Origin of the sequence: Virgibacillus sp. CM-4, assembly GCF_000445495.1 — a bacterium.
GTDB classification, from domain to species: domain Bacteria; phylum Bacillota; class Bacilli; order Bacillales; family Amphibacillaceae; genus Virgibacillus; species Virgibacillus salexigens.
Window position 1 is genome coordinate 1,030,939 of the sequence record NZ_AUQA01000002.1, and the last position, 23,675, is coordinate 1,054,613.

23 protein-coding genes are annotated in these 23,675 nt (G+C 38.4%); all 23 read right to left on the minus strand.

Features of this window, described 5'->3' with window-relative positions; all coding sequences use genetic code 11:
• Positions 1 to 39: 39 nt before the first annotated feature.
• A complete protein-coding gene (locus tag M948_RS28350) occupies positions 40 to 954 on the minus strand; it encodes a M23 family metallopeptidase (RefSeq protein WP_021289805.1) in 915 nt (304 codons plus the stop codon).
• Positions 955 to 1,103: 149 nt separating this feature from the next.
• Positions 1,104 to 2,318: a stage II sporulation protein D gene (gene spoIID, locus M948_RS28355; protein WP_021289806.1), complete on the minus strand. Its 1,215-nt coding sequence runs from the start codon at positions 2,316 to 2,318 to the stop codon at positions 1,104 to 1,106.
• Positions 2,319 to 2,447: 129 nt separating this feature from the next.
• Positions 2,448 to 3,458 (minus strand): ABC transporter ATP-binding protein, encoded by a 1,011-nt coding sequence (locus M948_RS28360; protein WP_021289807.1) that lies wholly within the window; start codon positions 3,456 to 3,458, stop codon positions 2,448 to 2,450.
• Entirely contained in the window at positions 3,424 to 4,410 is a 987-nt protein-coding gene (locus M948_RS28365; protein ID WP_021289808.1) for a C40 family peptidase, read from the minus strand. The genes M948_RS28360 and M948_RS28365 overlap by 35 nt, the downstream gene beginning before the upstream one ends.
• 114 nt (positions 4,411 to 4,524) lie before the next feature.
• Entirely contained in the window at positions 4,525 to 5,442 is a 918-nt protein-coding gene (locus tag M948_RS28370) for a S66 peptidase family protein (protein WP_021289809.1), read from the minus strand.
• A gap of 90 nt (positions 5,443 to 5,532) precedes the next feature.
• On the minus strand, positions 5,533 to 7,179 hold the full coding sequence (locus M948_RS28375) for a peptide ABC transporter substrate-binding protein (RefSeq protein ID WP_021289810.1): 1,647 nt from the start codon (positions 7,177 to 7,179) through the stop codon (positions 5,533 to 5,535).
• 22 nt (positions 7,180 to 7,201) lie between these two features.
• Positions 7,202 to 8,209, minus strand: a complete 1,008-nt coding sequence (locus M948_RS28380) for an ABC transporter ATP-binding protein (protein WP_021289811.1) — start codon at positions 8,207 to 8,209, stop codon at positions 7,202 to 7,204.
• Positions 8,210 to 8,217: 8 nt separating this feature from the next.
• The gene (locus M948_RS28385; protein ID WP_021289812.1) at positions 8,218 to 9,177 is read right to left on the minus strand and encodes an ABC transporter permease; all 960 of its coding nucleotides are present in this window, start codon (positions 9,175 to 9,177) and stop codon (positions 8,218 to 8,220) included.
• Position 9,178: 1 nt separating this feature from the next.
• Positions 9,179 to 10,111 carry an ABC transporter permease gene (locus tag M948_RS28390; protein WP_021289813.1) on the minus strand — a complete coding sequence of 311 codons (933 nt, stop codon included), beginning with the start codon at positions 10,109 to 10,111 and terminating at the stop codon, positions 9,179 to 9,181.
• A gap of 19 nt (positions 10,112 to 10,130) precedes the next feature.
• Positions 10,131 to 10,955 (minus strand): M55 family metallopeptidase, encoded by an 825-nt coding sequence (locus M948_RS28395; RefSeq protein WP_021289814.1) that lies wholly within the window; start codon positions 10,953 to 10,955, stop codon positions 10,131 to 10,133.
• Between the two features lie 267 nt (positions 10,956 to 11,222).
• Positions 11,223 to 12,554 carry a UDP-N-acetylglucosamine 1-carboxyvinyltransferase gene (gene murA, locus M948_RS28400; protein ID WP_021289815.1) on the minus strand — a complete coding sequence of 444 codons (1,332 nt, stop codon included), beginning with the start codon at positions 12,552 to 12,554 and terminating at the stop codon, positions 11,223 to 11,225.
• A gap of 34 nt (positions 12,555 to 12,588) precedes the next feature.
• The gene (locus M948_RS28405; RefSeq protein WP_021289816.1) at positions 12,589 to 13,308 is read right to left on the minus strand and encodes a YwmB family TATA-box binding protein; all 720 of its coding nucleotides are present in this window, start codon (positions 13,306 to 13,308) and stop codon (positions 12,589 to 12,591) included.
• Between the two features lie 98 nt (positions 13,309 to 13,406).
• Positions 13,407 to 13,637 carry a DUF1146 family protein gene (locus tag M948_RS28410; RefSeq protein ID WP_021289817.1) on the minus strand — a complete coding sequence of 77 codons (231 nt, stop codon included), beginning with the start codon at positions 13,635 to 13,637 and terminating at the stop codon, positions 13,407 to 13,409.
• A gap of 171 nt (positions 13,638 to 13,808) precedes the next feature.
• Positions 13,809 to 14,204, minus strand: coding sequence for a F0F1 ATP synthase subunit epsilon (locus M948_RS28415; protein WP_021289818.1), 396 nt, complete (start codon positions 14,202 to 14,204; stop codon positions 13,809 to 13,811).
• 94 nt (positions 14,205 to 14,298) lie between these two features.
• A complete protein-coding gene (gene atpD, locus M948_RS28420) occupies positions 14,299 to 15,708 on the minus strand; it encodes a F0F1 ATP synthase subunit beta (protein ID WP_021289819.1) in 1,410 nt (469 codons plus the stop codon).
• 42 nt (positions 15,709 to 15,750) lie between these two features.
• On the minus strand, positions 15,751 to 16,611 hold the full coding sequence (gene atpG, locus M948_RS28425) for an ATP synthase F1 subunit gamma (RefSeq protein ID WP_021289820.1): 861 nt from the start codon (positions 16,609 to 16,611) through the stop codon (positions 15,751 to 15,753).
• 51 nt (positions 16,612 to 16,662) lie between these two features.
• Entirely contained in the window at positions 16,663 to 18,174 is a 1,512-nt protein-coding gene (gene atpA, locus M948_RS28430; RefSeq protein ID WP_021289821.1) for a F0F1 ATP synthase subunit alpha, read from the minus strand.
• 18 nt (positions 18,175 to 18,192) lie between these two features.
• Complete coding sequence (locus tag M948_RS28435; protein ID WP_021289822.1) at positions 18,193 to 18,738, minus strand: F0F1 ATP synthase subunit delta; 546 nt, start codon at positions 18,736 to 18,738, stop codon at positions 18,193 to 18,195.
• Positions 18,735 to 19,262, minus strand: a complete 528-nt coding sequence (atpF, locus tag M948_RS28440) for a F0F1 ATP synthase subunit B (RefSeq protein WP_021289823.1) — start codon at positions 19,260 to 19,262, stop codon at positions 18,735 to 18,737. The genes M948_RS28435 and atpF overlap by 4 nt, the downstream gene beginning before the upstream one ends.
• A 130-nt stretch (positions 19,263 to 19,392) precedes the next feature.
• Complete coding sequence (atpE, locus tag M948_RS28445) at positions 19,393 to 19,599, minus strand: F0F1 ATP synthase subunit C (protein ID WP_021289824.1); 207 nt, start codon at positions 19,597 to 19,599, stop codon at positions 19,393 to 19,395.
• An 88-nt stretch (positions 19,600 to 19,687) separates the two neighbouring features.
• A complete protein-coding gene (gene atpB / locus M948_RS28450) occupies positions 19,688 to 20,410 on the minus strand; it encodes a F0F1 ATP synthase subunit A (RefSeq protein WP_021289825.1) in 723 nt (240 codons plus the stop codon).
• 5 nt (positions 20,411 to 20,415) lie between these two features.
• Complete coding sequence (locus M948_RS28455; RefSeq protein ID WP_021289826.1) at positions 20,416 to 20,799, minus strand: ATP synthase subunit I; 384 nt, start codon at positions 20,797 to 20,799, stop codon at positions 20,416 to 20,418.
• A gap of 460 nt (positions 20,800 to 21,259) precedes the next feature.
• Entirely contained in the window at positions 21,260 to 23,440 is a 2,181-nt protein-coding gene (locus M948_RS28460; protein ID WP_021289827.1) for a S8 family serine peptidase, read from the minus strand.
• Positions 23,441 to 23,675: the final 235 nt, after the last annotated feature.

A 23,675-nucleotide genomic window follows, 5' to 3' on the forward strand; every position in this document is an offset into this window, starting at 1 on the left:
CCCTAACCTCTAAGTTAGGGGACATGCATGATATTTAGATTATGCACTTTTAGATGTTTCTGTTGATGCACCTGATTCCGTTTCACTTTGATCTGGATTCTCTGTTTCAGTTTGGTCATCAGTATCATCCGATTCAGACTCACCGTTTTCTTCATCTGCTTTTGGTTTTTCTTCAGAGCTATCTTCATCTTCTTGCTTCGCATCTTCTTCATTTGTTGAAGACTCTTCCGCTTCTTCACTCGTTTCTGATTCCTCAGCAGCTTCTTCTGTCACACTGTTCAGGCTGCTAACTGGCTGATTAAAGTATTCTTCAGGATTTACTTCTTTACCAGCTTTACGCAGTTCGAAGTGCACGTGAGTTCCATTATCTTTTCCAAATACATTTTTCCCAGCTGAACCAAGTTTATCTCCTTGTTTAACGTCAGCTCCTGCCTTAACACTAACATCATTAAGGCTGGCGTAATATGTCTTTACATCATCACCATGTGTTAGAACAACAACGTTACCAAGTAATGGATCTTCTTTAACTTCACTAATTGTTCCACTTATTGCTGCTACAACATCAAATGATTCGTCATTTGCTGAAGCAATATCTACCCCAGTACTTTGGTAATACTTGTTGTTGTAGAGAACTAAAGCTTGTTCTTGATCTTCTTGTTCTGCATTGTAATCATAAAATTTAGTTACGATTTCTGCTTCTTCTTGGTTTGTTACAGGCATTTGAATCATCTCTTGCTGGTCTAATACTGGTTCAGCATCTTCACCATGTTGTGCAGGAGTATATTCATTTGCCTCATCCTGTGCATCTGGTACTTGATTATCCATATTTTGATACCAAACGACGACAGATAACAATACAGCGGCGATTGTTAGATAGACAGCTGGAAAAAACCACTTCTTACGAAAAATTCGGGTCCACTTATTTTTTGAAGCCCCTTTGTTTTCCTCATTCATTAGATCATCACCTCAACAACCATTCTGATCAGAAAAAGGGATTTATATACATCTTTAAAAAAATATTTTGTAAATTTATGCATTTTTTCTTAAAAGTTGGGGAAAGTAAAGGGTTTTTCAATCTTTTATGGACAAAGAAAGACCCTCGCCTATTTGGAGACGAGAGTTGGAGCTGTTTCATTCACTGTACTTATTTTTACATCTTTATAATAATAATTCACGATATCTTTATAGTTTTTCCCTTCCTTAGCCATGCCGTTAGCACCATATTGACTCATTCCAATTCCGTGTCCAAAACCCTTTGTTGTAAAAATAAAGTGATCATTTTTTTGTTCAATTGTAAAGTCACTTGACCGCAATTCTAGCTTTTCCCGAACATCTCTTCCAGAGAAAGTCTTTCCATCTATTTGCAATTTGCCAACTCGTTTACTATCCGTTCTTGTTAGCTCAATGGGCAACGGCGTTTGATTAGGTAAATCAATTTCCAGCGCTGCTTCCAATTGACCAAACGTAAATGTCTTCTGATCTAAAAATTTTGGTGAGTTTTCATCCCACGGGCTTTCTACACTGCGTAGATAAGGAAGTTCATTTTCCCAATAATCCTCTGAATTTTCTGTGTATCCATTGCTTGTTGAAAAAAACGCGGGAGTTATTGGGGATTCCTTATACGTTAATATTTCTCCTTCCGTTTCTGCCACTGCTTCTTTTATCTTATTGATTTTCCAATCATAGTCGCTTCCCCACTGTTTTCTAAGTTGATAATTGTCTTTATAAACTTGGTGTTGAACCGTATCTGTTACATCTGACTTCTCCGTTGATTCCCCGTGCAGCTTATGATTAACAATGTAGGTTCTAGCAGCAAGTGATTGAGCTTTTAATGCTTCTTTTTCAAAATCAGCAGGCATTTCTGATGCTACTACTCCTACAACATATTCTTCTAAAGGTATACCCTCCACTTCATCAGACGCTGTTCTCATAACAGAGACAGAAAATGGGGATGACCCTAATTCAACTGATGATGCTGCTTCTTCATTTTCTATGGCGCCCGTACTTTGTTGTTCTTGATTATCTTTGCCGAAGGGAACAACAATTAACGTCGGAATAACAAGAATAATCGTTAACAGACTAGAGAGCAATATGACGGTTGGTAATCTCCATTTGGAAGGCGACTTTGGCTTTTTATTTAAATAGTACGGTTTTTTTGACTTGAAAATGGCGAGCGTATCATTTCGCGTTAATCGCTCTGTTGAATGCTGTTTCTTAAGAGATGACTGCTGCTTTGATTTAATTTTTTTCATTAGATTGGAATTGCGTTTCTTCCAAGCTTTGGCTCCATGTTTTTGCTGGAATTGCGTTTTTTTCATTACCTTCCCCCTTCCATTTCATTTAATCTAGCTTCCCTACTATTAAATTTATACAGTAACTGGAAACAATAGAACTGAAAAATAAAAAACTTGGGAAACCCCAAGTTACAATAATAACTAGTTAATAGATTAATTTAGTTTTGTTGCAAGTCCCCTCGCTTGTTCCGTATTTACTATTGTCTCATCATATAAATGACAAGCGACATAATGATCTTGTTCAATTTCTTGCCAGGTCGGTTTTTTTAATGCACAGACTTCCATTGCCATCGGGCAACGAGTACGAAAAACACAACCACTTGGAGGATGAATTGGACTCGGTAATTCTCCTTTTAGGATAATTCGTTCTCTTGTTTCTTCGATATCCGGATCAGGAATCGGAATAGCCGAAAGTAAAGCTTTTGTATAAGGATGAAGTGGATTATCATATAATTCTTCACTATTAGTGAGCTCGACTAAATTCCCTAGATACATAACTCCTATACGATCAGAAATTAGCTTAACCATGGATAAATCATGAGCAATAAATAAAAAAGTCAATCCTTTATCCATTTGCAAATCCTTTAATAAGTTCACCACTTGTGCTTGAACGGATACATCTAATGCTGAAATTGGCTCATCAGCAATAATAAAGTCTGGATTCAAAGCTAGTGCTCTGGCAATCCCTATACGCTGACGCTGTCCGCCACTAAATTCATGCGGGTAACGATTCGCATGATCTCGATTAAGGCCTACTTCTTCTAATAACTGATATACCCGATCAAGTTTCTCCTGTTTATTTTTATAAACCCCATGTACTTCCATGGGTTCTGAAATGACCTCTTTAATAGTCGACCTTGGATTTAAGGATGCATATGGGTCTTGGAAAATCATTTGCATGCGTCGATACATTTGGAATTTTTCTTTTGTCGTTAATGAATGAATATTATTGCCGTCGTACAAAACCTCTCCATCTGTTTTATCATATAATCCTAGTATGGTACGTCCGATTGTAGACTTTCCACAGCCTGACTCTCCAACTAAGCCAAATGTCTCTCCTTTATTAATACTAAATGAAACATCGTTAACAGCTAGAAGTACTTGGCCACCTCCAACAGTAAAATACTTCTTAAGTTGGTTGACCTCCAAAATTTTTTCGCCCATCTGAATTCACCTCATTTGTTAGCCAGTAGCGTCTTGCAGCACATAGCTCTTTCTCATAAACGGTATGCTTTAATTCAATTATTTCTACCCCTTTTCCAGTTTGTGGGGAATGAATCATTTTACCATCTCCATAATAAATGCCAACATGATGTAGCTTCCCCTTTCCTTCCTCATAGGCGAAGAACAGCAAATCTCCTGGCTGTAGATGGTTATAAGCCACCACTTTTCCAGATTTAGCTTGATCGCCAGCATCCCGTGCAATTTGATAACCATTTGCTTTATGAGCAGCATAAGCCAGCCCTGAACAATCATAACCAAAAGAACTCATTCCACCCCAAAAATAAGCTAAACCCACAAAATCTTCTACGGCTTTTACAATTGATCTACCAGTACCTTGTTTACATCCCTCTGAAATGTTGTTCAACTCAACATCTTCTCTCGCTATATACTGTAAACCATGCGGTGTCTGAATCTTTACAAGTTTATCCATTATGGAAATAACTGGTATAATGCTTAAATAACTTAACTTTATCGTAGGTTTTCCATTTTCGTTTTTTAACCATGCCTTATCCTTTATAACCATTGCTTGGATAGGATAATTATTCGTTGAATAACCTACTTCGGCCAATTGGTAAATAGGAATCCAGCCTGGATATCCCCGTTCATCTTTATAAGATGGCTGCGAAGGGATAATAACCTTTGCCCAATCTCCTTCTTTGTTAATAAGCTCGACCGATTCACCATAAAGAACTTGCGTTTGCACCAGATTTTTATTACATAATTCTAATTTTGAATGGTAATCCAATAATTCTACCCACTGATCAATATCTGTTGGGGCTGTTAACCCTGGTGAATCTATCTTCCTAGCAGAATCTGGTGTTGTCCACACTGTTGCTACCTGCACAGCAGTTACCCAGTTAGTAACTTTTTGATCAAACATTTGTTTCGTCATGTTATACACCCCTAGCTATGCTCACTTTAGTTCAAACTAAACGGAGGAACAAGAAACGTATTCTTTAGCGTTGTTCCGTTCGATGGAGCCGCTCCCATATGCATCTTTACAAGTCTATTGCACACCAGGTTTAGCGATAAGTTTTTTATTTCCTGTTGACAAATAACCTTCTACACCTAATGGTATTGCTAGATTAGGCAGGCAATGCCCCATTTTAAATCCCGCAATAACCGGTTTATTGAGATTAGAAAAATAGCTTTGAAATACTGCATTCATAGATAGAGAGGGAGTTACCTTTGCTTTTGCATCAGCAAAGTCTCCTAGCATAAAACCAGCAGCACTGCTCAACTTCCCAGCCAGCTTTAATTGATTAAGCATACTATCAACCCTATATGGCTCTTCTCCTATATCTTCAAGTAAAATTAACCGATTCGTTGTATCAATTTCAAAAGGTGTTCCTAACGAGCTTACTAATAACGATAAATTCCCCCCAACGATCATCCCGGTAGCCTCGCCTTCTACGAATACATGTAAGGGGCCAAATTGTTCTGAATATGTATAAGTAATTGGGCGAAAAAGCTGTTCAAACATGCTTGCAGAAACATGATCAAAATTATCTTTCGCAATATCAGATGCCAGCATTGGACCGTGGAATGTGATTAGTCCTGTCTGTTGGCGAATAGCAGTATGCAGATACGTAATGTCACTATAACCCCAGTAAACCTTAGGATTACGCTTTATACATGTATAGTCTAGATATGAAGCTATTCGTGCAGTCCCATACCCCCCCCTAGCGAAAATGATTGCTTTTATCTCTGGATTTATAATCATATGATGTAAATCTTCGGTCCTTTCCTTATCCGTACCGGCTAAATATCCATTTACTTTTTCAATGTTTTTCCCTAACTGCACATTTAAGCCCATTTTTTCAAAAAAAGAAACAGCTTGATGTAAACATTCCTGATCTGGTGGTCCTGCAGGTGCTACCACACCAATTCTATCTCCTGTTTGCAATCTTGGCGGATGAATCATCTTATTCTCCTCTCCTTCAAGACGTGTGCATGGTGTAAAAAAGGAGGGCCCATTTACAAACGTAGATGAGCCTTCTCTTTGCCTATCCATTTACTGTTTATCTGTATGTTTCAACTCAAGGTAACTAACCGGATGCCGCACAAGGTTGGTAATACCTTCTTGCAATATCTCAACTTGATTGTAATAGCGAACCGGAAATGCTGGCATTTCTTCTGCTAACAGCTTCTCGGCTTCATACATGTATTCCCAACGCTTTTCTTCATCTGCTTCTGCTTTTATTTTGGTAATTAATTCATCATATGACTCATTAGACCAACCAGTACGGTTCATATAGGAGCCTGTAATAAAGCTTTCTAAAAAATTAACAGGATCTGCGTAATCATATAAGAATGAACTACGGGATAACTGATGCTCCAATGCTTTTTGATCTTCTTGGAAGACGTTCCATTCTGTGTTTTCTAACGTAACCTCTACTCCAAGATTTTCACTAAACATGCCTTGTAAAGCTTCGGCTACTGCCTTATTTACATCATCCGTATTATATGACAATGTAATTGCTGGCAGCTCATCGTACCCCTCTTCTTTCATCCCTTCTTCTAATAATTGCTTCGCTTTCTCTGGATTGAATTCTACTAATTCATCATTAACATCACGGAAATCCTCCCCAGATGGATTCTCAAACCCTGGTGATACAAATCCATATGCAGGTTCTACCTTATTCTTAACCACAAACTCAGCAATATTTTGACGATTCACTGCCAATGCAAACGCTTGACGGATTTTTTTATTTTGGAATGGCTCTTCTGTTACATTAAACCGATAGAAGTCTAAACCGCCTTGATCAACAATTTGTACATTCTCTCCATCAATGAGTTGATCTGACATCTCCGCTGGAATTTCAGTAGCGTCTAGATCTCCCCGTTCAAACATTTGATATTCTGTGTTAATTTCGTTCACCATTGCCCATTCTACACCATCTAATGGCACATTTTCTGCATCCCAGTATTCTTCATTTTTAGCAAATACCATCTCACTATCATGTTCCCATGACTCTAATTTGAATGGCCCATTGGCTACAAATGACGATGCTTCGGCATGCCATTCTGGATTTTCTTCGGCAACTTTATGATTAACTGGAAAGAAGGCTGGATTTGTTACAACATGTAAAAAATACCCAGTAGGACTTTCTAATTCTACCTTAAATGTTTTCTCATCAACTGCTGTTAATCCCAAATCCTCTACTGATCCTTCTCCATTATTAAAGGCTTCTCCACCTTTAATAAAGTAACCTAAGAACGCTGCCGACGAGCCGGTTTCTGGATCAAGCAACCTTTTCCACGCATAAACAAAGTCTTCTGCAACAACTGGATCTCCATTTGACCAATTTGCATTCTCTCTTAAATGAAAAGTATAGGTTTTTCCATCTTCGGATACCTCCCATTCTTCTGCCATCGCAGGCTGTGGTTGATGACTGCTATCTAATCGTGTCAGTCCTTCCAATAAATTATTCAATGGATTCCAAGATACAGAATCAAACCCAATTGCTGGATCAAACGAAGTTGGTTCCTGTTGATTATTCAATTTTAATATTTTCTCTTCTCCTCCAGCTTCCTCTGTTGTATCCCCTTCTGCATTACTCTCGGGCTGTTCTTCGCCAGCATTTTCATTGGCCGTACAAGCAGCCAAAACGAAAATGATAAAGCTAACCGCAATGAATAGAAGCCATTTTTTCTTCATACCTTTTCCTCCCCCTTTTATGTTATTGCTTTATGGCTGATGCAGCCAATAACTGCTTCGCCCGTTCATCCTGTAACCAGCAGTCTACCTTATGGGTATCGCTTTGTTCAGTAGTAACGGGATAAACTTTATCACACACCTCCATCGCGAATGGACATCGTGCAGTAAATGGACAACCCTTTGGAGGTGAGAATAAATCAGGTGGTGTTCCATCAATAGGTACTAACTTTTCTCCTGTTACATCTAATCGTGGAACAGATTTTAATAATCCCTTCGTATAGGGATGCTGTGGATCATAAAAAATCTCACGTTTCGTTCCAACTTCAATAATCTTTCCTGCATACATTACCGCAATTCGATCTGCTATCTTAGCCACTACACCTAGATCATGGGTAATAAGTATAATGGATACTCCTGTTGCTTCTTGTATTTCATCAAATAACTCAAGGATCTGTGCCTGTATCGTCACATCTAAAGCGGTGGTTGGTTCATCCGCAATAAGTAATTCCGGTTCACAGATTAAAGCCATTGCAATGACAATGCGCTGCCGCATTCCTCCACTGAATTGATGAGGATATTGTTTCAGTCTCTCCGTAGGATTTGGAATACCAACTAAATGCATCATTTCTAACGCCTTTGACTTTGCTTGATCGCTGGTAATACGATGATGTTGACGTACACCTTCCATAAGCTGCGTACCGATGGTCAATGTTGGATTAAGTGCCGTCATAGGATCTTGGAATATCATTGAAATGTCAACGCCTCGAATGGATCGCATTGTTTTCTCCGGTAATGCTGTAAGATCTTTATCCTTAAATACAATGGTACCGTTTGTAATTTTTCCTGGAGGATCAGGAATCAGGCGCATAATCGCATTCGATGTTACACTTTTTCCGCATCCGGATTCACCAACAATAGCCAACGTCTCTCCTTTATTTAAATGAAAATCCACGCCACGTACAGCTTTAATCGTACCCCCATAAGTAGAAAAGGTAACATGCAGGTTCTTAACTTCTAGTATTGTATCCATGTATACACCTACTTTCTAAGCTTCGGATCAAGTGCATCCTGAAGCCCATCACCTAAGACATTAAAAGCAAACATCGTGAACGAGATAAAAAACGCCGGGAAAAATAAGGTCCACCAATTGCCGGATAAAATAGCACCTAATGCATCATTTGCCATTACACCCCAACTTGCAAAAGGCGCTTGTATACCTAAACCAAGAAAGCTTAGAAATGCTTCCGCAAAAATCGCACTAGGTACTGTTAAAGTCATTTGGACAATGATTGGACCCATTGTATTCGGCAATAAATTCTTACGGATAATACGTGATGTAGTCGTGCCAAATGACTTTGAAGCCAGAATAAACTCGAAGTTTTTAATTTGTAATACTTGGCCTCGAACAATGCGAGCCATTCCAACCCATCCCGTAACAGTCAATGCAATAACAATCGTACTTAAACTGGGGCCTAGCACAACTAATAATAAGATAACTACTAGTAAGTAGGGAAGACCATAAAGTATTTCAATGATCCGCATCATCATATTATCGGTGCGTCCACCTTTATAACCAGAGATTCCACCATATATAATACCAATAGTAAAATCTATTAACGCGGCCATCAGGCCAACAAATAGCGAAATACGGGCACCATACCACGTTCTTGTAAATACATCGCGACCAGCACTATCCGTTCCAAACCAATGGTCTGCTGATGGAGGTTGGTATTGGTTTGGTAAGTCTTGTCTATTTACATCATACGGTGAAAAAATTGGTCCAAAGACAGCAAAAATTACAAGTAATATTAGAAAGACCAGCCCCGCCATTGCAAGTTTGTTTTTTACTAATCTTCTCCATGCATCTTTCCAATAGGACAAAGACGGCCTTGATACTGCTTCCGATGCAGTCCTATCTTGCTCCTTCCATGTAAACCATTCATCAGGAACTTCACTAGGGGGAAGAGATGAATTGGGAGTCTTATTCGCTAGCTTCATATTATTCCCCTCCCTTTTTGTGGATTTTTATACGTGGATCAAGAATACCGTAGGCAATATCCACAAGGAATAACATAATGATTAAGAACGAACTGTAAAAGACCGTAGTTCCCATAATAACTGGATAATCCCGTTGATTAATGCTTTCGACAAAATATTTGCCCATACCTGGAACCGCAAAAATCTTTTCAATAACAAATGTTCCAGTCAAAATACTTGCCAGTAATGTTCCCATAATGGTTACAACTGGAAGTAACGCATTTTTTAACGCATGTTTGATAATGATTTTCCATGGAGAGAGCCCCTTCGCTCGTGCCATTTTTATATAATCTTGTGTTAAAACTTCTAACATCGTTGATCTTGTTAATCTAGCAATGATTGCCATAGGTCCTGTCGCTAAAGCTGTTATTGGTAAAATCATATGCGCTGGGCTTAGCCACCTTGCAACAGGGAAAATCTCAAGATTAACAGCTAACTGCTGAATAAGTAATGTCGCCAATACAAAGTTTGGAATAGAGATTCCTAACACTGCAAATCCCATTGCCAAGTAGTCAATTACATTATTATGCTTAAGCGCTGCAAAAACGCCTAGTGTTACTCCAGATATAACAGCAACAATAATCGTCATTATTCCTAACTCAAATGAAATGGGAAATCCCCGACCCAGCATATCATTTACTGTTTGTGATGGCTGTTTAATAGATGGGCCAAAATCAAAAGTAACAATGGACTTTAAATAAAGAAGGTACTGTATAATATATGGTTCATCTAAATTATAATGCGCTTCTAGATTAGCCTGTACAGCTTCATTCGTTCCACGTTCACTATTAAAGGGCGAACCCGGAATCGAAACCATTAATATAAAAGTAAGTGTGACAATAATCCATAACGTAACTAACATAATCATTAGCCGTTTTAATATGTATCGCAGCATGCTTATTCCCCCTATCCCCCTATGAAAATGTTGTATTCATAGCGAGCTCTGTCATTACCAGCATCGCTTGATACGCTTCTCTTATATCCTTTGCCTGAAAAACAACGGTTGTTGTACCTGGTTCTATCTCCGTTCCTGGCATTAAATTTGCCCACTCGGCTTGACCAAAATTATTGAATTCTATTCTAAGAACTGGATGCGAAGGAGGTGTTAACGGCTTTACCTGGTGACGATTATGAATTGCCCGTTCTACTTTGTTTGTTAAAAGTTCTCCTGCTTTTTTTGGAGTTAAACTTTTAACTGCAGACCTAGATATTGTTTCTTTCACAGCTGCTACCGTAACGTGAGGAATGAGCTCTTTTGCTTCCTTTACTGCTTGATCATCTCCTGCAACAAAAATAATTGGAACCTCATAATAACCAGCAAGATATGCATTAAGTCCCATTTCACCTATTTGATGGTCGTTTATATAAAAATTGCGTACAGCATGAATCATCGCATGTGACATAACACCAAACTGCCCTGCCCTTGCATGGTATCCAATGAACATGGCACCATTATATGTATCATCCAAGCCTTGCATCATCGAAAATGGTTTGACGTCTCCGGTAATTAACTTAGCTTCTGATTCGAGCTGATCAATAAGTATATTATTCATTTTCGAATGACTATCATTAATTACAATATCCTTACAGCCATTTTGAAAAGCTGCTCTAATAACGTAGTTTGTTTCTTCTGTCATGACTTTTCTCGCACGATCATAATTATGTTTCCTAGCATCTACAAAGGTATGATCTGGTAGTCCTGTGATTCCTTCCATATCTACAGAGACATATAATTTCATGATGAGAACTCCTTTTGTATACTTTTCATTTTTACTAATTTTCTTAAATTTTAACATACACATAATCAAAAGAAAAGTCGGAAAATAAAGTATACTATCGTATATCTGTCATGTATAATCAAAATTTCAACTTACCATAACCTTAGAATCTGTAGTTCCAATTTATTCAAGTCCATTCCAACAAACTTGCTTCAACCACAAAAAAACAGATGCTCGGTTACCAGCATCTGTTTTTATCAAATTATACTATTATTTCATTTTCTATTACTAGGATAACTCAGCTGCTATTTGATCTTTCGTAGCAGAATCTACTTGTACAAACGGTACTACTGTATTACCGTTTCCGTCCACACGTTCTACATCGGCACCTAAAGCTGCAAGTTTCCCTGCAAAATCAACATACCCTCGATCTAAATGTTTTAACTCTGTTACCCTAGTTACCCCTTCAGCACACAAACCAGCTAATATTAAAGCTGCTGCAGCACGTAAATCAGTAGCTGCAACTTCTGCGCCTTGAAGATCACTTGGTCCTTCAATTATTACGCTATGACCCTCAATTTTCATCTTTGCATTCATTCTACGGAATTCTTCTACATGCATGAACCGATTCTCAAACACCGTTTCTGTAATTACACTTGTACCTTGCGCAGCAAGCATAAGAGACATCATTTGCGACTGCATATCTGTAGGAAAACCAGGGTGAGGCAAGGTTTTAATATCTGTCGCTTTTAATTGTTTCGGCCCAACAACACGCAAGCCAGTTGGTTCTTCTGTAACACGTACTCCCATTTCCTCAAGTTTAGAAATAACCGAACGAAGATGCTCAGGCTCAGCATTCTCTATTAATACATTACCTTGTGTGATAGCTGCTGCAACCATGAATGTGCCAGCTTCTACACGATCAGGAATGATCGTATGCTCTGTACCTTTTAATGTTTCTACCCCATCAATGCGAATTGTTTCCGTACCTGCTCCTACAACTTTAGCTCCCATCTTATTTAGATAATTAGCTAAGTCAACAATCTCCGGTTCTTTCGCACAATTTTCAATAATGGTTCTTCCATCTGCGAGTGCTGCAGCCATCATGATATTTTCAGTAGCACCAACACTTGGCATATCTAAATAAATTTTAGCACCCTTAAGGCGTCCATTAACTTTTAGTTCAACAAAACCATTACCTACATGGGTTTCTGCTCCCATGGCTTCAAATCCTTTTAAGTGTAAGTCAATTGGACGTGATCCAATGGCACATCCACCCGGCATTGCTACTTTTGCATGACCATAGCGCGCCAATAACGGTCCGATAACAAGGACAGAGGCACGCATTTTACGAACATATTCAAATGGAGCTTCAGTTGTTAATTTATTTGATGCATCAACGGTAACTGTATTATCTTTAAATTTTACATTTGCATTCATATTGCTTAGCACTTGATTAATTGTATATACATCTGCTAATTCTGGGACATCTGTAATAACACTTTTTCCTTCACTTGCGATAAGACTTGCTGCAATGACAGGAAGCACAGCATTCTTAGCACCTTCAACTTTCACAGTGCCGTTCAATTGGTGTCCGCCTCTTACGATGATTTTTTCCATATTTCAAATCTCCTTCAGATCCAATTTCATAATATTAATATTCATTTATTAGGATAGGTGTTCCTATCGTGTATGTAGGATAGTCCGATCCATTATCTGTTACTGCTACTTGTAAGTTCATTGGAAAATTATTTACAGAAATTTTATGAGCCCATAGTGGTGTATACCCATAAATTATTTTTTTATGCGTAGATTTTTTTACTGTATCGAATTGTGTCTTTGTTTGTTGTACTTTAAAATGTTCTGTCAACGTACTTAAAAAATAATCACCACTAATTATATCATTTCCCGCAGTTGTCAGACAAGCAAATTTTTTCATGGAATCCGAGAAATATAAATTCTCTATTGTAGTCACTGTATTCTTATAGAATTCTTCAATTTCCTGACTCCAAATACTTCCTTTAATCACAACTACAATTTCTGGCTCGTACTGTTTTTGTTTTGGAACAATCACATTATATAATACGTTAAATTGATCTGAAAAGCGAGTGTCCTGAAAGGAATATTTTAACTTTTTTTCATCCTCGGTCACCAATTTGTTGAAATGTCCCTCTAGATCGTCAACTAATTGCTCACTACGCTTTCTTGAGATACTTTCTTTCATCGTAGTCTGCCACTGTTGAACCTCTAATTGTTGTGTTGTTATAAAGTTGGCTATATCAGTTAATTGATCCTGCTTGAACTCTACATCTTTAGCCATTACATTATTAGCCAGAAACATTAATAAAATACATAGAATAATAGATTTCTTCATAAAAAAACCTCCCAATTCATACGATAGCTATCTACAGTATGAACCAGGAGGTTTATAGACATACAATACAAATTACGACATGGAATGGAACGCAATACCTAAAATAAATGATTTAAATCCCGTGACCATTGAAGGATTTCCAAAAAGAAACGACTAACACCTGCACCAATGACAATTGTTAAAAATAGGATGAATATCTGCGCTTCTTTTGCTCTTCCTTTTTTTATCATAGGTTCAAAATTAATCGCCATCATTAAACGCCAAGTAAGATAAATAAATAAAATATGTGAAATAATACTAATCATTGCCTGTTGTCCAATTGAAAACATAAGAACCACCTTTATATATTACTAATAGTAACTTTGCCATGGAACAATTAAAAAGTCAATTAAAATAAGACATGATAAGCTACGAACCATTTCCCGGGAAATATCGACAAGCTCCTGCTATATATCCCATAAAAAAATCTCTCATAACAGCTGTTACAAGAGATTTTTTTATTATTTTGCGACATGAAGTCGATTTATTGCCCTTTGGAGTGCTAATTCTGCCCTCTGGTAGTCAATATTGTCTTGTTTTGACTGCAGACGTTGCTCTGCACGAGTCTTTGCTGCTTCGGCTCGTTTCACATCAATGTCCGAAGGTGTTTCAGCAGATTGAGCTAGAATAGTTACCTTATCTGGTCTAACCTCCATGAAACCACCATTTACCGCTAAGCGTTCGATGTCGTTTTCACCTTTAAGACGAACAGCACTAATGGACAAAGGTGCCACTAGTGGAATATGTCCGGGTAGAATACCAAGTTCTCCACTTTCAGCTTTACAGCTAACCATTTGGAAACTGTCTTCCAATATTGGGCCATCAGGAGTAACAACACTCACCGTTAGTGTTTTCAATGTAACCCCTCCTTTATTGACACGGAGTCGGTTTATCTACTTATATTAAAATAAGAGTAGACCTAAATCAAAACCAATCTCCTGCCAATATCTATTATTCCATTCCTTTAGCTTTTTCAACTACTTCTTCAATACGACCAACAAGACGGAAAGCATCTTCTGGTAAGTCATCATATTTACCATCTAAAATTTCTCTAAATCCTTTTACTGTTTCAGATACAGGCACATAAGAACCTTTTTGACCTGTAAACTGTTCAGCTACGTGGAAGTTTTGTGATAAGAAGAATTGAATTCGGCGTGCACGAGCAACTACTAATTTATCCTCATCGCTTAATTCATCCATACCAAGGATAGCGATAATATCTTGCAGCTCACGGTAACGTTGTAACGTCTGTTGAACTTCAGCTGCCACCTGGTAATGATCATTCCCCACAACTTCCGGGTCTAATGCACGAGAAGTTGATGCTAGTGGATCAACCGCTGGATAAATACCTTGCTCTGATAAACCACGATCCAAGTTTGTCGTTGCATCTAAGTGAGCAAAGGTTGTTGCTGGTGCGGGATCCGTATAGTCATCGGCAGGTACATAGATAGCTTGAATTGATGTTACGGAACCTTTGTTTGTTGATGTAATACGTTCCTGTAATTGACCCATCTCTGTAGCTAATGTTGGCTGGTAACCAACAGCAGATGGCATACGACCTAGAAGTGCAGAAACCTCTGAACCTGCCTGGGTAAAACGGAAAATATTATCAATAAATAATAGCACGTCTTGCCCTTGCTCATCACGGAAGTATTCAGCCATCGTTAAACCGGTAAGGGCGACACGCATACGCGCACCAGGTGGTTCATTCATTTGACCAAAAACCATGGCTGTCTTGGCAATTACGCCAGAATCTTTCATTTCAAAATAAAGGTCATTACCTTCACGGGTACGCTCACCAACACCAGCAAACACGGAAATACCGCCGTGTTCTTGAGCAATATTATTAATTAATTCTTGGATAAGTACCGTCTTCCCAACACCGGCACCACCAAATAAACCGATCTTACCACCTTTTACATATGGTGCTAATAAATCAACAACTTTTATGCCGGTTTCTAAAATTTCTGTTTCGGTAGTTAAGTCTTCAAACTCAGGAGCTTGTCTGTGTATCGGGTCACGGCGTACATCTTTAGCTAATGGTTCATCTAAGTCAATGTTTTCACCTAATACATTAAAAACTCTGCCTAATGTTACATCGCCAACTGGTACAGAAATTGGATTACCCTTATTTTCAACTTCTATGCCACGTTTTAATCCATCTGTAGACGACATGGCAATCGTACGAACACTATTATCGCCTAAATGAAGTGCTACTTCTAAAGCAAGATCAGTAGTTGTGCCTGCATCTTCATTGATTATTTGCACAGTCAAGGCGTTGTAGATATCTGGAAGCTGTCCGTCTTCGAATTTCACGTCAACAACAGGTCCCATAACTTGTGTTACAAATCCTTTGCTCATCGATTTCCCTCCTAACTTACTTTCCAGGAAATGGGGGAACAGCTACTCGAGTGCAGCTACTCCTCCGCTGATTTCCGTAATCTCTTGCGTTATTGCAGCCTGACGTACGCGGTTATAGGTTAGTGTTAGATCATCAATTAGTTCACCAGCATTATCGGTTGCACTCTTCATTGCTGTCATACTTGCCGCGTGTTCACTAGCTTTACTATCTAATAATGCACCATATATTAAACTTTCAGCGTATTGTGGTAAAAGTACATCAAGAATTTGTTGCTCATTTGGTTCGTATTCATAATCACTGTTCGAACCACCAGACTCTTGTAAATTAGTAATTGGCAATAGCTGCGCACTTGTAACCTGTTGAGATATCGCACTTACATAGTGATTATAGAACATGTGTAATTCATCTATTTCTTCATCCGTATACAATTGTACTGTTTCTGATGCAAGTGCCTTTATATCCGCAAAGTCAGGTTGGTCAGCTATGCCTACAACACTTTTCGCAATGGGAAGTTCCATTTTTTTACAAAATTCATACCCCATACGTCCAATGGCAATAATTGTATACTCATCCTTTGATTGATGACGCTCTTGAATGGTTCTATAAAGTGCCTTTAGTACATTACTGTTATAAGCACCAACTAATCCCTTATCAGCTGTAATAACCAAATATCCACTCTTTTTAATTTCTCTATTCTCAAGCATCGGATGTGAAGCATCTGAAGTGGAATTAGCAATGTTCGCCATAACTTCTTGAATCTTTTTGCTATATGGTTCAAATGCTTTAGTGTTTTGCTCTGCTTTCGACATTTTTGAAGCAGATACCATTTGCATTGCAGATGTAATTTTTCTTGTCTTTTTTGTAGAATTAATCCTACCTTGGATATCTCTTAGTGATGCCAAGCTATTTCACCGCCCTTTCATAAAAGGTTACGCGTATACTTATCATGATACTTAACCTTCAGATGGCAAGAATGTTTTCTTAAATGTTTCGATTGCATCTTTCATGTCCGCTTCTTCTGGCAATTTACCAGTTTCACGAATGGAGTTGAGCAGTTCTTTGCGGTTTGTGTCCATCCATAGGTTCATTTCTTCTTCAAAGCGTAAGATGTCGTCAATTGCGATATCGTCAAGGAATCCTCTAGTTAGTGCGTAGAGACTCATGACCTGCTTTTCGACAACCATAGGTTTGTGAAGTCCTTGCTTCAAGATTTCCACTGTACGTTGACCTCTGTTCAACTTCGCCTGTGTCGACTTATCCAGATCAGACCCAAATTGCGAAAATGCTTCTAGTTCGCGGAAAGAAGCTAAATCCAGTCGTAACGTACCCGCAACTTTTTTCATTGCTTTAATTTGAGCAGATCCTCCAACACGTGACACAGAAAGACCTGCATTAATCGCTGGACGTACTCCTGAGAAGAATAAATCCGATTGCAAGAAGATCTGACCATCTGTAATAGAAATAACGTTTGTTGGAATATAAGCAGCGATGTCTCCAGCTTGTGTTTCAACAAATGGAAGCGCGGTTAATGATCCACCGCCTTTTGCATCGCTTAATTTAGCTGCTCGCTCAAGTAAACGTGAGTGAATATAGAAAACATCACCAGGGAAAGCTTCACGACCCGGTGGACGACGTAATAATAACGAAAGCTCACGGTAAGCTACAGCTTGTTTCGATAGATCATCATATACTACCAGAACATGCTTGCCGTTATACATGAATTCTTCACCCATTGCTACACCCGCATAAGGAGCTAAGTATAGTAATGGAGCAGGATCAGATGCACCTGCGGAAACAACAATTGTATAGTCTAGAGCACCGTGACGGCGGAAAGTTTCAACGGTACTTCTCACTGTTGATTCTTTTTGTCCGATAGCAACATAAATACAAATCATATCTTGATCGGACTGATTAAGGATGGTATCAACAGCAACTGTTGTTTTTCCTGTTTGACGGTCTCCAATTATTAATTCACGTTGGCCTCGACCAATTGGTACGAGGGCATCAATTGCCTTTATCCCAGTTTGTAATGGTTCATCAACCGATTTACGGTCCATTACGCCTGGTGCAGGAGCTTCAATTGGTCTTGTGTTACTTGTTTCAATCGAACCTTTTCCGTCTAATGGCTGCCCAAGCGGGTTAACCACTCGCCCAATTAACTCCTCTCCTACAGGTACTTGCATAATTCGTCCGGTGCGGCGTACTTCGTCTCCTTCTTTAATGCCTGTGTACGGGCCAAGAATTACTATCCCAACATTGCTTTCCTCAAGGTTTTGTGCCAAGCCCATGACACCATTTGAGAATTCTAAAAGCTCTCCAGCCATTGCATTATCTAGGCCGTGAGCACGTGCGATACCGTCACCAATTTCAATAACTGTGCCGACATCACTTACTTCAATATCCGAATCAAATGTTTCGATTTGCTGTTTGATCAGATTACTGATTTCTTCTGCTTTGATGCTCATACCATTTCACCCCTATCTTCATTTGTTTGCAGTTACAATATCTCGTTCAATTCGTTTTAATTTACCACTGACTGTACCATCGTAAATGGTATTTCCTATACGAATCTTTAGTCCGCCAATCAATGAGGAATCGACCATATTTGTAAGTTGAATTTGTTTTTTATTAAAACGTGCTGCAAAGCGATTTTCTAGTTCTTTATGTTCCTCGTCTGTTAGCTCTCGAACGGAATAAACGGTTGCTTCTGCAATTCCATTAGCATCATTTACTAATTGGATAAAATGATCAATAATCGAAGATGTCATTTCAATACGATGCCTTTCAACGAGTAATTTCAACGTATGAATGACATTTGCTTGTAACCCTTGAAACACTTCGTCAATAAATTGTTTCTTCTTATCATTCGTAATCCGTGGATGCATAAGGAATCGATAAAGATCTTGATTGTGTTCCACTACTTTTTTGACCACACGAAGCTCATCTAATAGCTTATCTAATGTAGCTTTTTCTTTACCTAGTTGAAAAAGAGCTTCTGCATATCGTTTTGCAACTACTGCATCACTCATAGATCTTCTCCTACCTCTTTGATGTAGTCATTGATCAGTTTCTCCTGATCTTGTGTGCTTATTTCTTTTTCGATTACCTTACTTGCAATAAGAACAGATAAGGACGCCACTTTATCTTGTAATGCTTGCAGCGCTTTTTCTTTTTCATTTTGAATATCAGCTTGCGCTGCCTCTTTTATACGATCAGCTTCTGCCTTTGCAGCTGCTATAATTTCTTCCTGTTGTCTAGTTCCAGCATTTCTTGCTTCTTCTATCATCGATTGTGCTTCTTGTTTTGTTTGCTTTAATTGTTCCATTGCTTCTTTTGAAGCCTGTTCTGCATCTGCGCGACTTTTCTCTGCAGCTTCAATTTCGCCTGCAACATATTCTTCACGCTTCTGCATCATATTCATCACAGGACCCCAAGCAAATTTACGAACTAAAAGGAGCAATACAATAAAGAAGAACAATTGCATTAACATATCGCCGACATGGAAACCTCCCAGTGCCGCATAAATCATTGAATTATCCGTGAATGCTTGCACAGAATTCACTCCTTTCACTTCTATTCGTGAACCTATACTAACTTTAGACCACCAAAAAGTATCCTAGTACAAACAACGGCGAAGCACGATATAATGATGGTCTTCGCCATTTCAATAATAAAATCTATTACTACATAACCATTAATGCGATAACTACGGCGATGATCGGCATTGCCTCAACCAAACCTACACCAATAAACATAGTAGTTTGCAATTGACCTCTTAATTCTGGTTGACGAGCAATCCCCTCAACTGTACGACTAACGATTAAACCGTTACCTACACCAGCACCTAATGCACCTAATCCTACTGCGATTGCAGCTGCTAAAGCTCCCATAATATAAAATCCTCCTCAAAATGTGTTATAAGTTTTTAATCATTTCCTATCCTATTAAACTTTAATAGTGACAGGCTAATTAACAATATTAATGTTCTTCACTTACCTTGTGTGAAATATATACCATTGACAGCATTGTGAAGATAAAGGCTTGGATTCCTCCAATAAACACGCTGAACCCTTGCCATGCTAAGAATGGTATAGCACCACCTAAGAATCCAACTACGGACGAAGTGGTTAAGCCAACTAATAGAGATAATAATACTTCTCCAGCATATAGGTTACCAAATAGACGTAAGCCTAATGTTAAAGTATTAGAGAACTCTTCAATAACCTTTATTGGAAATAAAAACGGTAGTGGTCGAAAATAATCCTTTACATATTCTTTTCCACCACGTAGTTTAATGCCATAGAAATGTGATAATATAATGACCATGGCTGCTAAAGTTAAGGTGATTCCTGGGTCAGCCGTTGGCGATTTCCACCAAAGGTCATGACCATAAACGCCATTTGTAATAACCCCTAACATATTACCTACTAGAATATAAGTGAATAAAGTTAATGCTAGAGGAAGGAATAGCTTACCTGTTCTCCAATCCATGGCATCATTTACAATACCTTTGACAAAGTCGAGAACCCATTCCATTACATTTTGTGCACCTCTTGGTTTCATTTGTAGCTTTCTGGCACCTAGTACACATAGAACGAAAACAATTAAAGATGTAATAAACATCATTAATACATTAGACAAATTAAAATCAAGCCATGAAATACCAAATACATCATGTACTATTGGTGCAGTATGATCCATGTAATTCACCCCTCTTTCTTGCCCGAATGTTTAATATTAAGAGCAAAATCTATCATAATGACGAAATAAGATGTCATTAATCCCAAAATAACTGCGATTATGTGAAAATATGCTTCGAATCGAAGTGCGATGATGACTGCTAAAGCTGCGGCTGCGAATCGTGATACTGTCCCAAGCCCTTTTGCACGTTGTTGCTTTACTGCAGATTCTGCAAAATCATCAATCTTTTTTTGGAGTAAGTATAAGTTATAAAAACTTACTACACTCCCTAACAGCAGCCCGAGGAAAATACGTGGATAAGGTGTGAATCCAGCTCCTAATACTAGAATTGCAAGAAGATAGAACATCCATTTTCGTTGTCGTTCGATCATTTTTTTATATTGCGACATAATTCACTCTTCCTCATGTTCTTTGCAATGTTGTAAAGCTTGTTCGTATTATAGTACTTAGGAAGCTATAACCCTATTGTGTAATCCTTACTGCTTGTCATTCGAAGTTAAGATGTAGAAAATCCTATGTTTACAGCTGGGTTACAACTTTTTTATGTAACGGCTGTTTAATGAAGAAATATACGTTAACGCTGTGAAACCCCTACCATTCCACACTAAGCAAGTTTACATGAGCTACCCCTTAATGTCAATTGGTTTCGGCGATATTTTACGCGAAATTATAGAGCCAATTTGTAGAGATACATCTTCATTTTTCGACATCTTTTTAAAATGTTCCCATAAGCACTTAAATTCAACGGAAATAAAGGGAATTCCTACTACTATTATAGTGGATTCCCTTACCTCCATTCATGACATTTTTGTGAACTAAAAGGGGTGCTTGATGCAGTGATTCGATTACTTATGGTATGGCAATCATTGTCTCGTAACTTTCATATTTTCCATTGGCTAATTGTATGGTTATAATCGCCAAATAATGACCGGATTTTCCTACTTTCTTCTTATCTATTTGCCCCTCGTTCACTCCTGTATCTAACGCTTCCTTGGTCATCAAATTTCGCTCAAACATAAGGGTATCCGGATTATACAAATCAACTTCTACCCGTTTGGTCGGTTCCGTTAAATACAAGCGGTAAGTAAATTCCTCTTTAGAAAATGGTTTTAATGTAAATTCAAACCCCATTGCTTTTGGGTTATCTGCAGATTGATTAACAAACAAATAAGGTAGCCGATATGTTTTTCCTTTCCTCTCAAGTGTAATCCACCCTTGGTGAACACCGGTTTTTAATTGAGGAGAGGTTACCTTTAATTCAATAGGAACTTTCTTTTTTTCCTTTGGTTCTAACGTAAATGAAGTTGGCAATTTCCAACTATAACCAGCCTGTTTATACGGAACATTAAAACGATAGGTTTGCGTTTCATTGGTTGTATTTTCAATCACTATGTTCTCTCTTTTTGATTGACTGTAATCGGTAATCTGCCCAAATGCCAATTGTGGATCGTATAAAATCGTTTCTGTTTCCATTGCTTCCTGTGGTTTTATCAACCCCATACCTTGTATAATAGGTTGAACTAGTTGTTTATTCCCATCTTTCATTTGTACTGCTGTTGTCTTTAATGCACCATATATTTGTTGATTCGTCCAATCAGGCTTTGCTTCTTTTAATAGAGCAATTGCTCCAGCTACATGTGGTGCTGCCATACTAGTTCCTTGTAGTACTTGATAACCTCCAGGCACAGTACTTAAAATCGAAGTACCTGGAGCTAATATATCAGGCTTAATATTCCAATTCACGGTAACTGGTCCCCTCGAACTAAATTCAGCTATCGATTGCTGTTTGGTTTGGTAATGTGTTTCTAGGGAAACTTTTTGTTTATCTTTAAGTTTATCTACCAACCATTCTCCATCTACTTTAGATATGGATACAACCGGGATTTTAATATGTTGTTGCTTATTGTCAATCATTCCTTGAAATGCGCCCTCATCTTTATTATATATCACAACCGCCCTAGCACCTTTTTCCTGCGCTAGCCTTGCTTTCTCCGTAAAAGGGATACTCCCTCTTTGGAATAAGGCAATTTTCCCATCCAAATCTTTGGTTGTTTCTGCATCAACAAGATCATAAAACGTATTTAAATCCCAGGGAATAGAACCAGCCATTGGTGTAATTTCAATCTTTTTATCCTCCCATCTTTCATATAGAAAGGGAATTTCTTGCTTCGGACTAGATGCACCAACAGACATTGCTTTATTTGCAGTTGCTGGAGACCCTACTGTCCAATCACCAGGACCATTATTTCCATTTGCAATGACAACCGCTACTCCTAACTGAGCTGCCTTATTAACCGCAACACTTGTTGGGTAATCAGGTCCATTAACATTATTACCAAGCGAAAGATTCATCACGTCTACACCATCTTCTACTGCTTGTTCCATTGCTGCAATGACTTGAATGGATGTTCCTTGTCCACCTGGACCAAGGGCACGATAAGCGTAGATATCAGCATCCGGTGCCACTCCCTTCATGTCACCATCGGCTGCAATAATACCAGCAACATGAGAACCATGTAGGGTAGGAATCCCCTGCTGTGATGTTGTCTCCATTGGATCATCATCTAAATCCACAAGATCATATCCTTTTTGATAATTTTTTTGTAAATCTGGATGCTCATAATCTATGCCTGTATCAATAACTCCCACTTTCACCCCTTCTCCTGTATAACCTGTTGTATTAAGTTCAGCAGGAAAAACTGCATTTGGATCAGCTGCTGCCTCTAGAGTTGTTGTTTGCTCTGTTGCTTCATATGTTTGCACAGTATGTATGTTCTTAACAAAATCAAGTGATTGCATTCGGTCTAATGCTTGATCTTCCCCTTGAAGTGCTATCCCATTAAATAACTTTGTATACACAGCTACTACTTCTACGGATGGGTAGTGTGTTTGTACATATTCCTTATGTTCATTTGGATCACCTTCCACCTCAATAATGATCGATTGTATATGATCCTCCGTTTCCGCTGCGAAGGAAGAGGTTATCGGTATAATTGATAATAAGCACATCAAAACAAGAATTCGCCCCATGGTCTGCACTCCTTTTCTCCTTAGCTTTTGAAGCAAAGGGAAAAATATACATATACTTAGCCCTCCAAACATTTAACGTGCAGTACAAACCAGTGATTGTGATTTTAAGTTACTAAGAATCGTTGATTAATGGTAACTAAATTAGCTCATGCTTGTAGATGAGAGCAAATATTATTGCCTTAATAGGTTTTCGGACACGCCCTGTTCCATTGGAGTCAGACCTATTTTCAGCTGT

Coding starts and splice junctions, on each gene's coding strand:
- spoIID (WP_021289806.1), bottom strand. CDS start 2,318: ATGAAAAAAACGCAATTCCAGCAAAAACATGGAGCCAAAGCTTGGAAG.
- M948_RS28390 (WP_021289813.1), bottom strand. CDS start 10,111: ATGCTGCGATACATATTAAAACGGCTAATGATTATGTTAGTTACGTTA.
- M948_RS28405 (WP_021289816.1), bottom strand. CDS start 13,308: ATGAAGAAATCTATTATTCTATGTATTTTATTAATGTTTCTGGCTAAT.
- M948_RS28360 (WP_021289807.1), bottom strand. CDS start 3,458: ATGGGCGAAAAAATTTTGGAGGTCAACCAACTTAAGAAGTATTTTACT.
- atpA (WP_021289821.1), bottom strand. CDS start 18,174: ATGAGCATCAAAGCAGAAGAAATCAGTAATCTGATCAAACAGCAAATC.
- M948_RS28375 (WP_021289810.1), bottom strand. CDS start 7,179: ATGAAGAAAAAATGGCTTCTATTCATTGCGGTTAGCTTTATCATTTTC.
- murA (WP_021289815.1), bottom strand. CDS start 12,554: ATGGAAAAAATCATCGTAAGAGGCGGACACCAATTGAACGGCACTGTG.
- M948_RS28435 (WP_021289822.1), bottom strand. CDS start 18,738: ATGAGTGATGCAGTAGTTGCAAAACGATATGCAGAAGCTCTTTTTCAA.
- atpB (WP_021289825.1), bottom strand. CDS start 20,410: ATGGATCATACTGCACCAATAGTACATGATGTATTTGGTATTTCATGG.
- M948_RS28380 (WP_021289811.1), bottom strand. CDS start 8,209: ATGGATACAATACTAGAAGTTAAGAACCTGCATGTTACCTTTTCTACT.
- M948_RS28370 (WP_021289809.1), bottom strand. CDS start 5,442: ATGATTCATCCGCCAAGATTGCAAACAGGAGATAGAATTGGTGTGGTA.
- M948_RS28395 (WP_021289814.1), bottom strand. CDS start 10,955: ATGAAATTATATGTCTCTGTAGATATGGAAGGAATCACAGGACTACCA.
- M948_RS28410 (WP_021289817.1), bottom strand. CDS start 13,637: ATGTTTTCAATTGGACAACAGGCAATGATTAGTATTATTTCACATATT.
- M948_RS28385 (WP_021289812.1), bottom strand. CDS start 9,177: ATGAAGCTAGCGAATAAGACTCCCAATTCATCTCTTCCCCCTAGTGAA.
- atpD (WP_021289819.1), bottom strand. CDS start 15,708: ATGAGCAAAGGATTTGTAACACAAGTTATGGGACCTGTTGTTGACGTG.
- M948_RS28365 (WP_021289808.1), bottom strand. CDS start 4,410: ATGACGAAACAAATGTTTGATCAAAAAGTTACTAACTGGGTAACTGCT.
- M948_RS28455 (WP_021289826.1), bottom strand. CDS start 20,799: ATGTCGCAATATAAAAAAATGATCGAACGACAACGAAAATGGATGTTC.
- M948_RS28460 (WP_021289827.1), bottom strand. CDS start 23,440: ATGGGGCGAATTCTTGTTTTGATGTGCTTATTATCAATTATACCGATA.
- M948_RS28350 (WP_021289805.1), bottom strand. CDS start 954: ATGAATGAGGAAAACAAAGGGGCTTCAAAAAATAAGTGGACCCGAATT.
- atpE (WP_021289824.1), bottom strand. CDS start 19,599: ATGGGAGCTTTAGCAGCTGCAATCGCAGTAGGATTAGGTGCATTAGGT.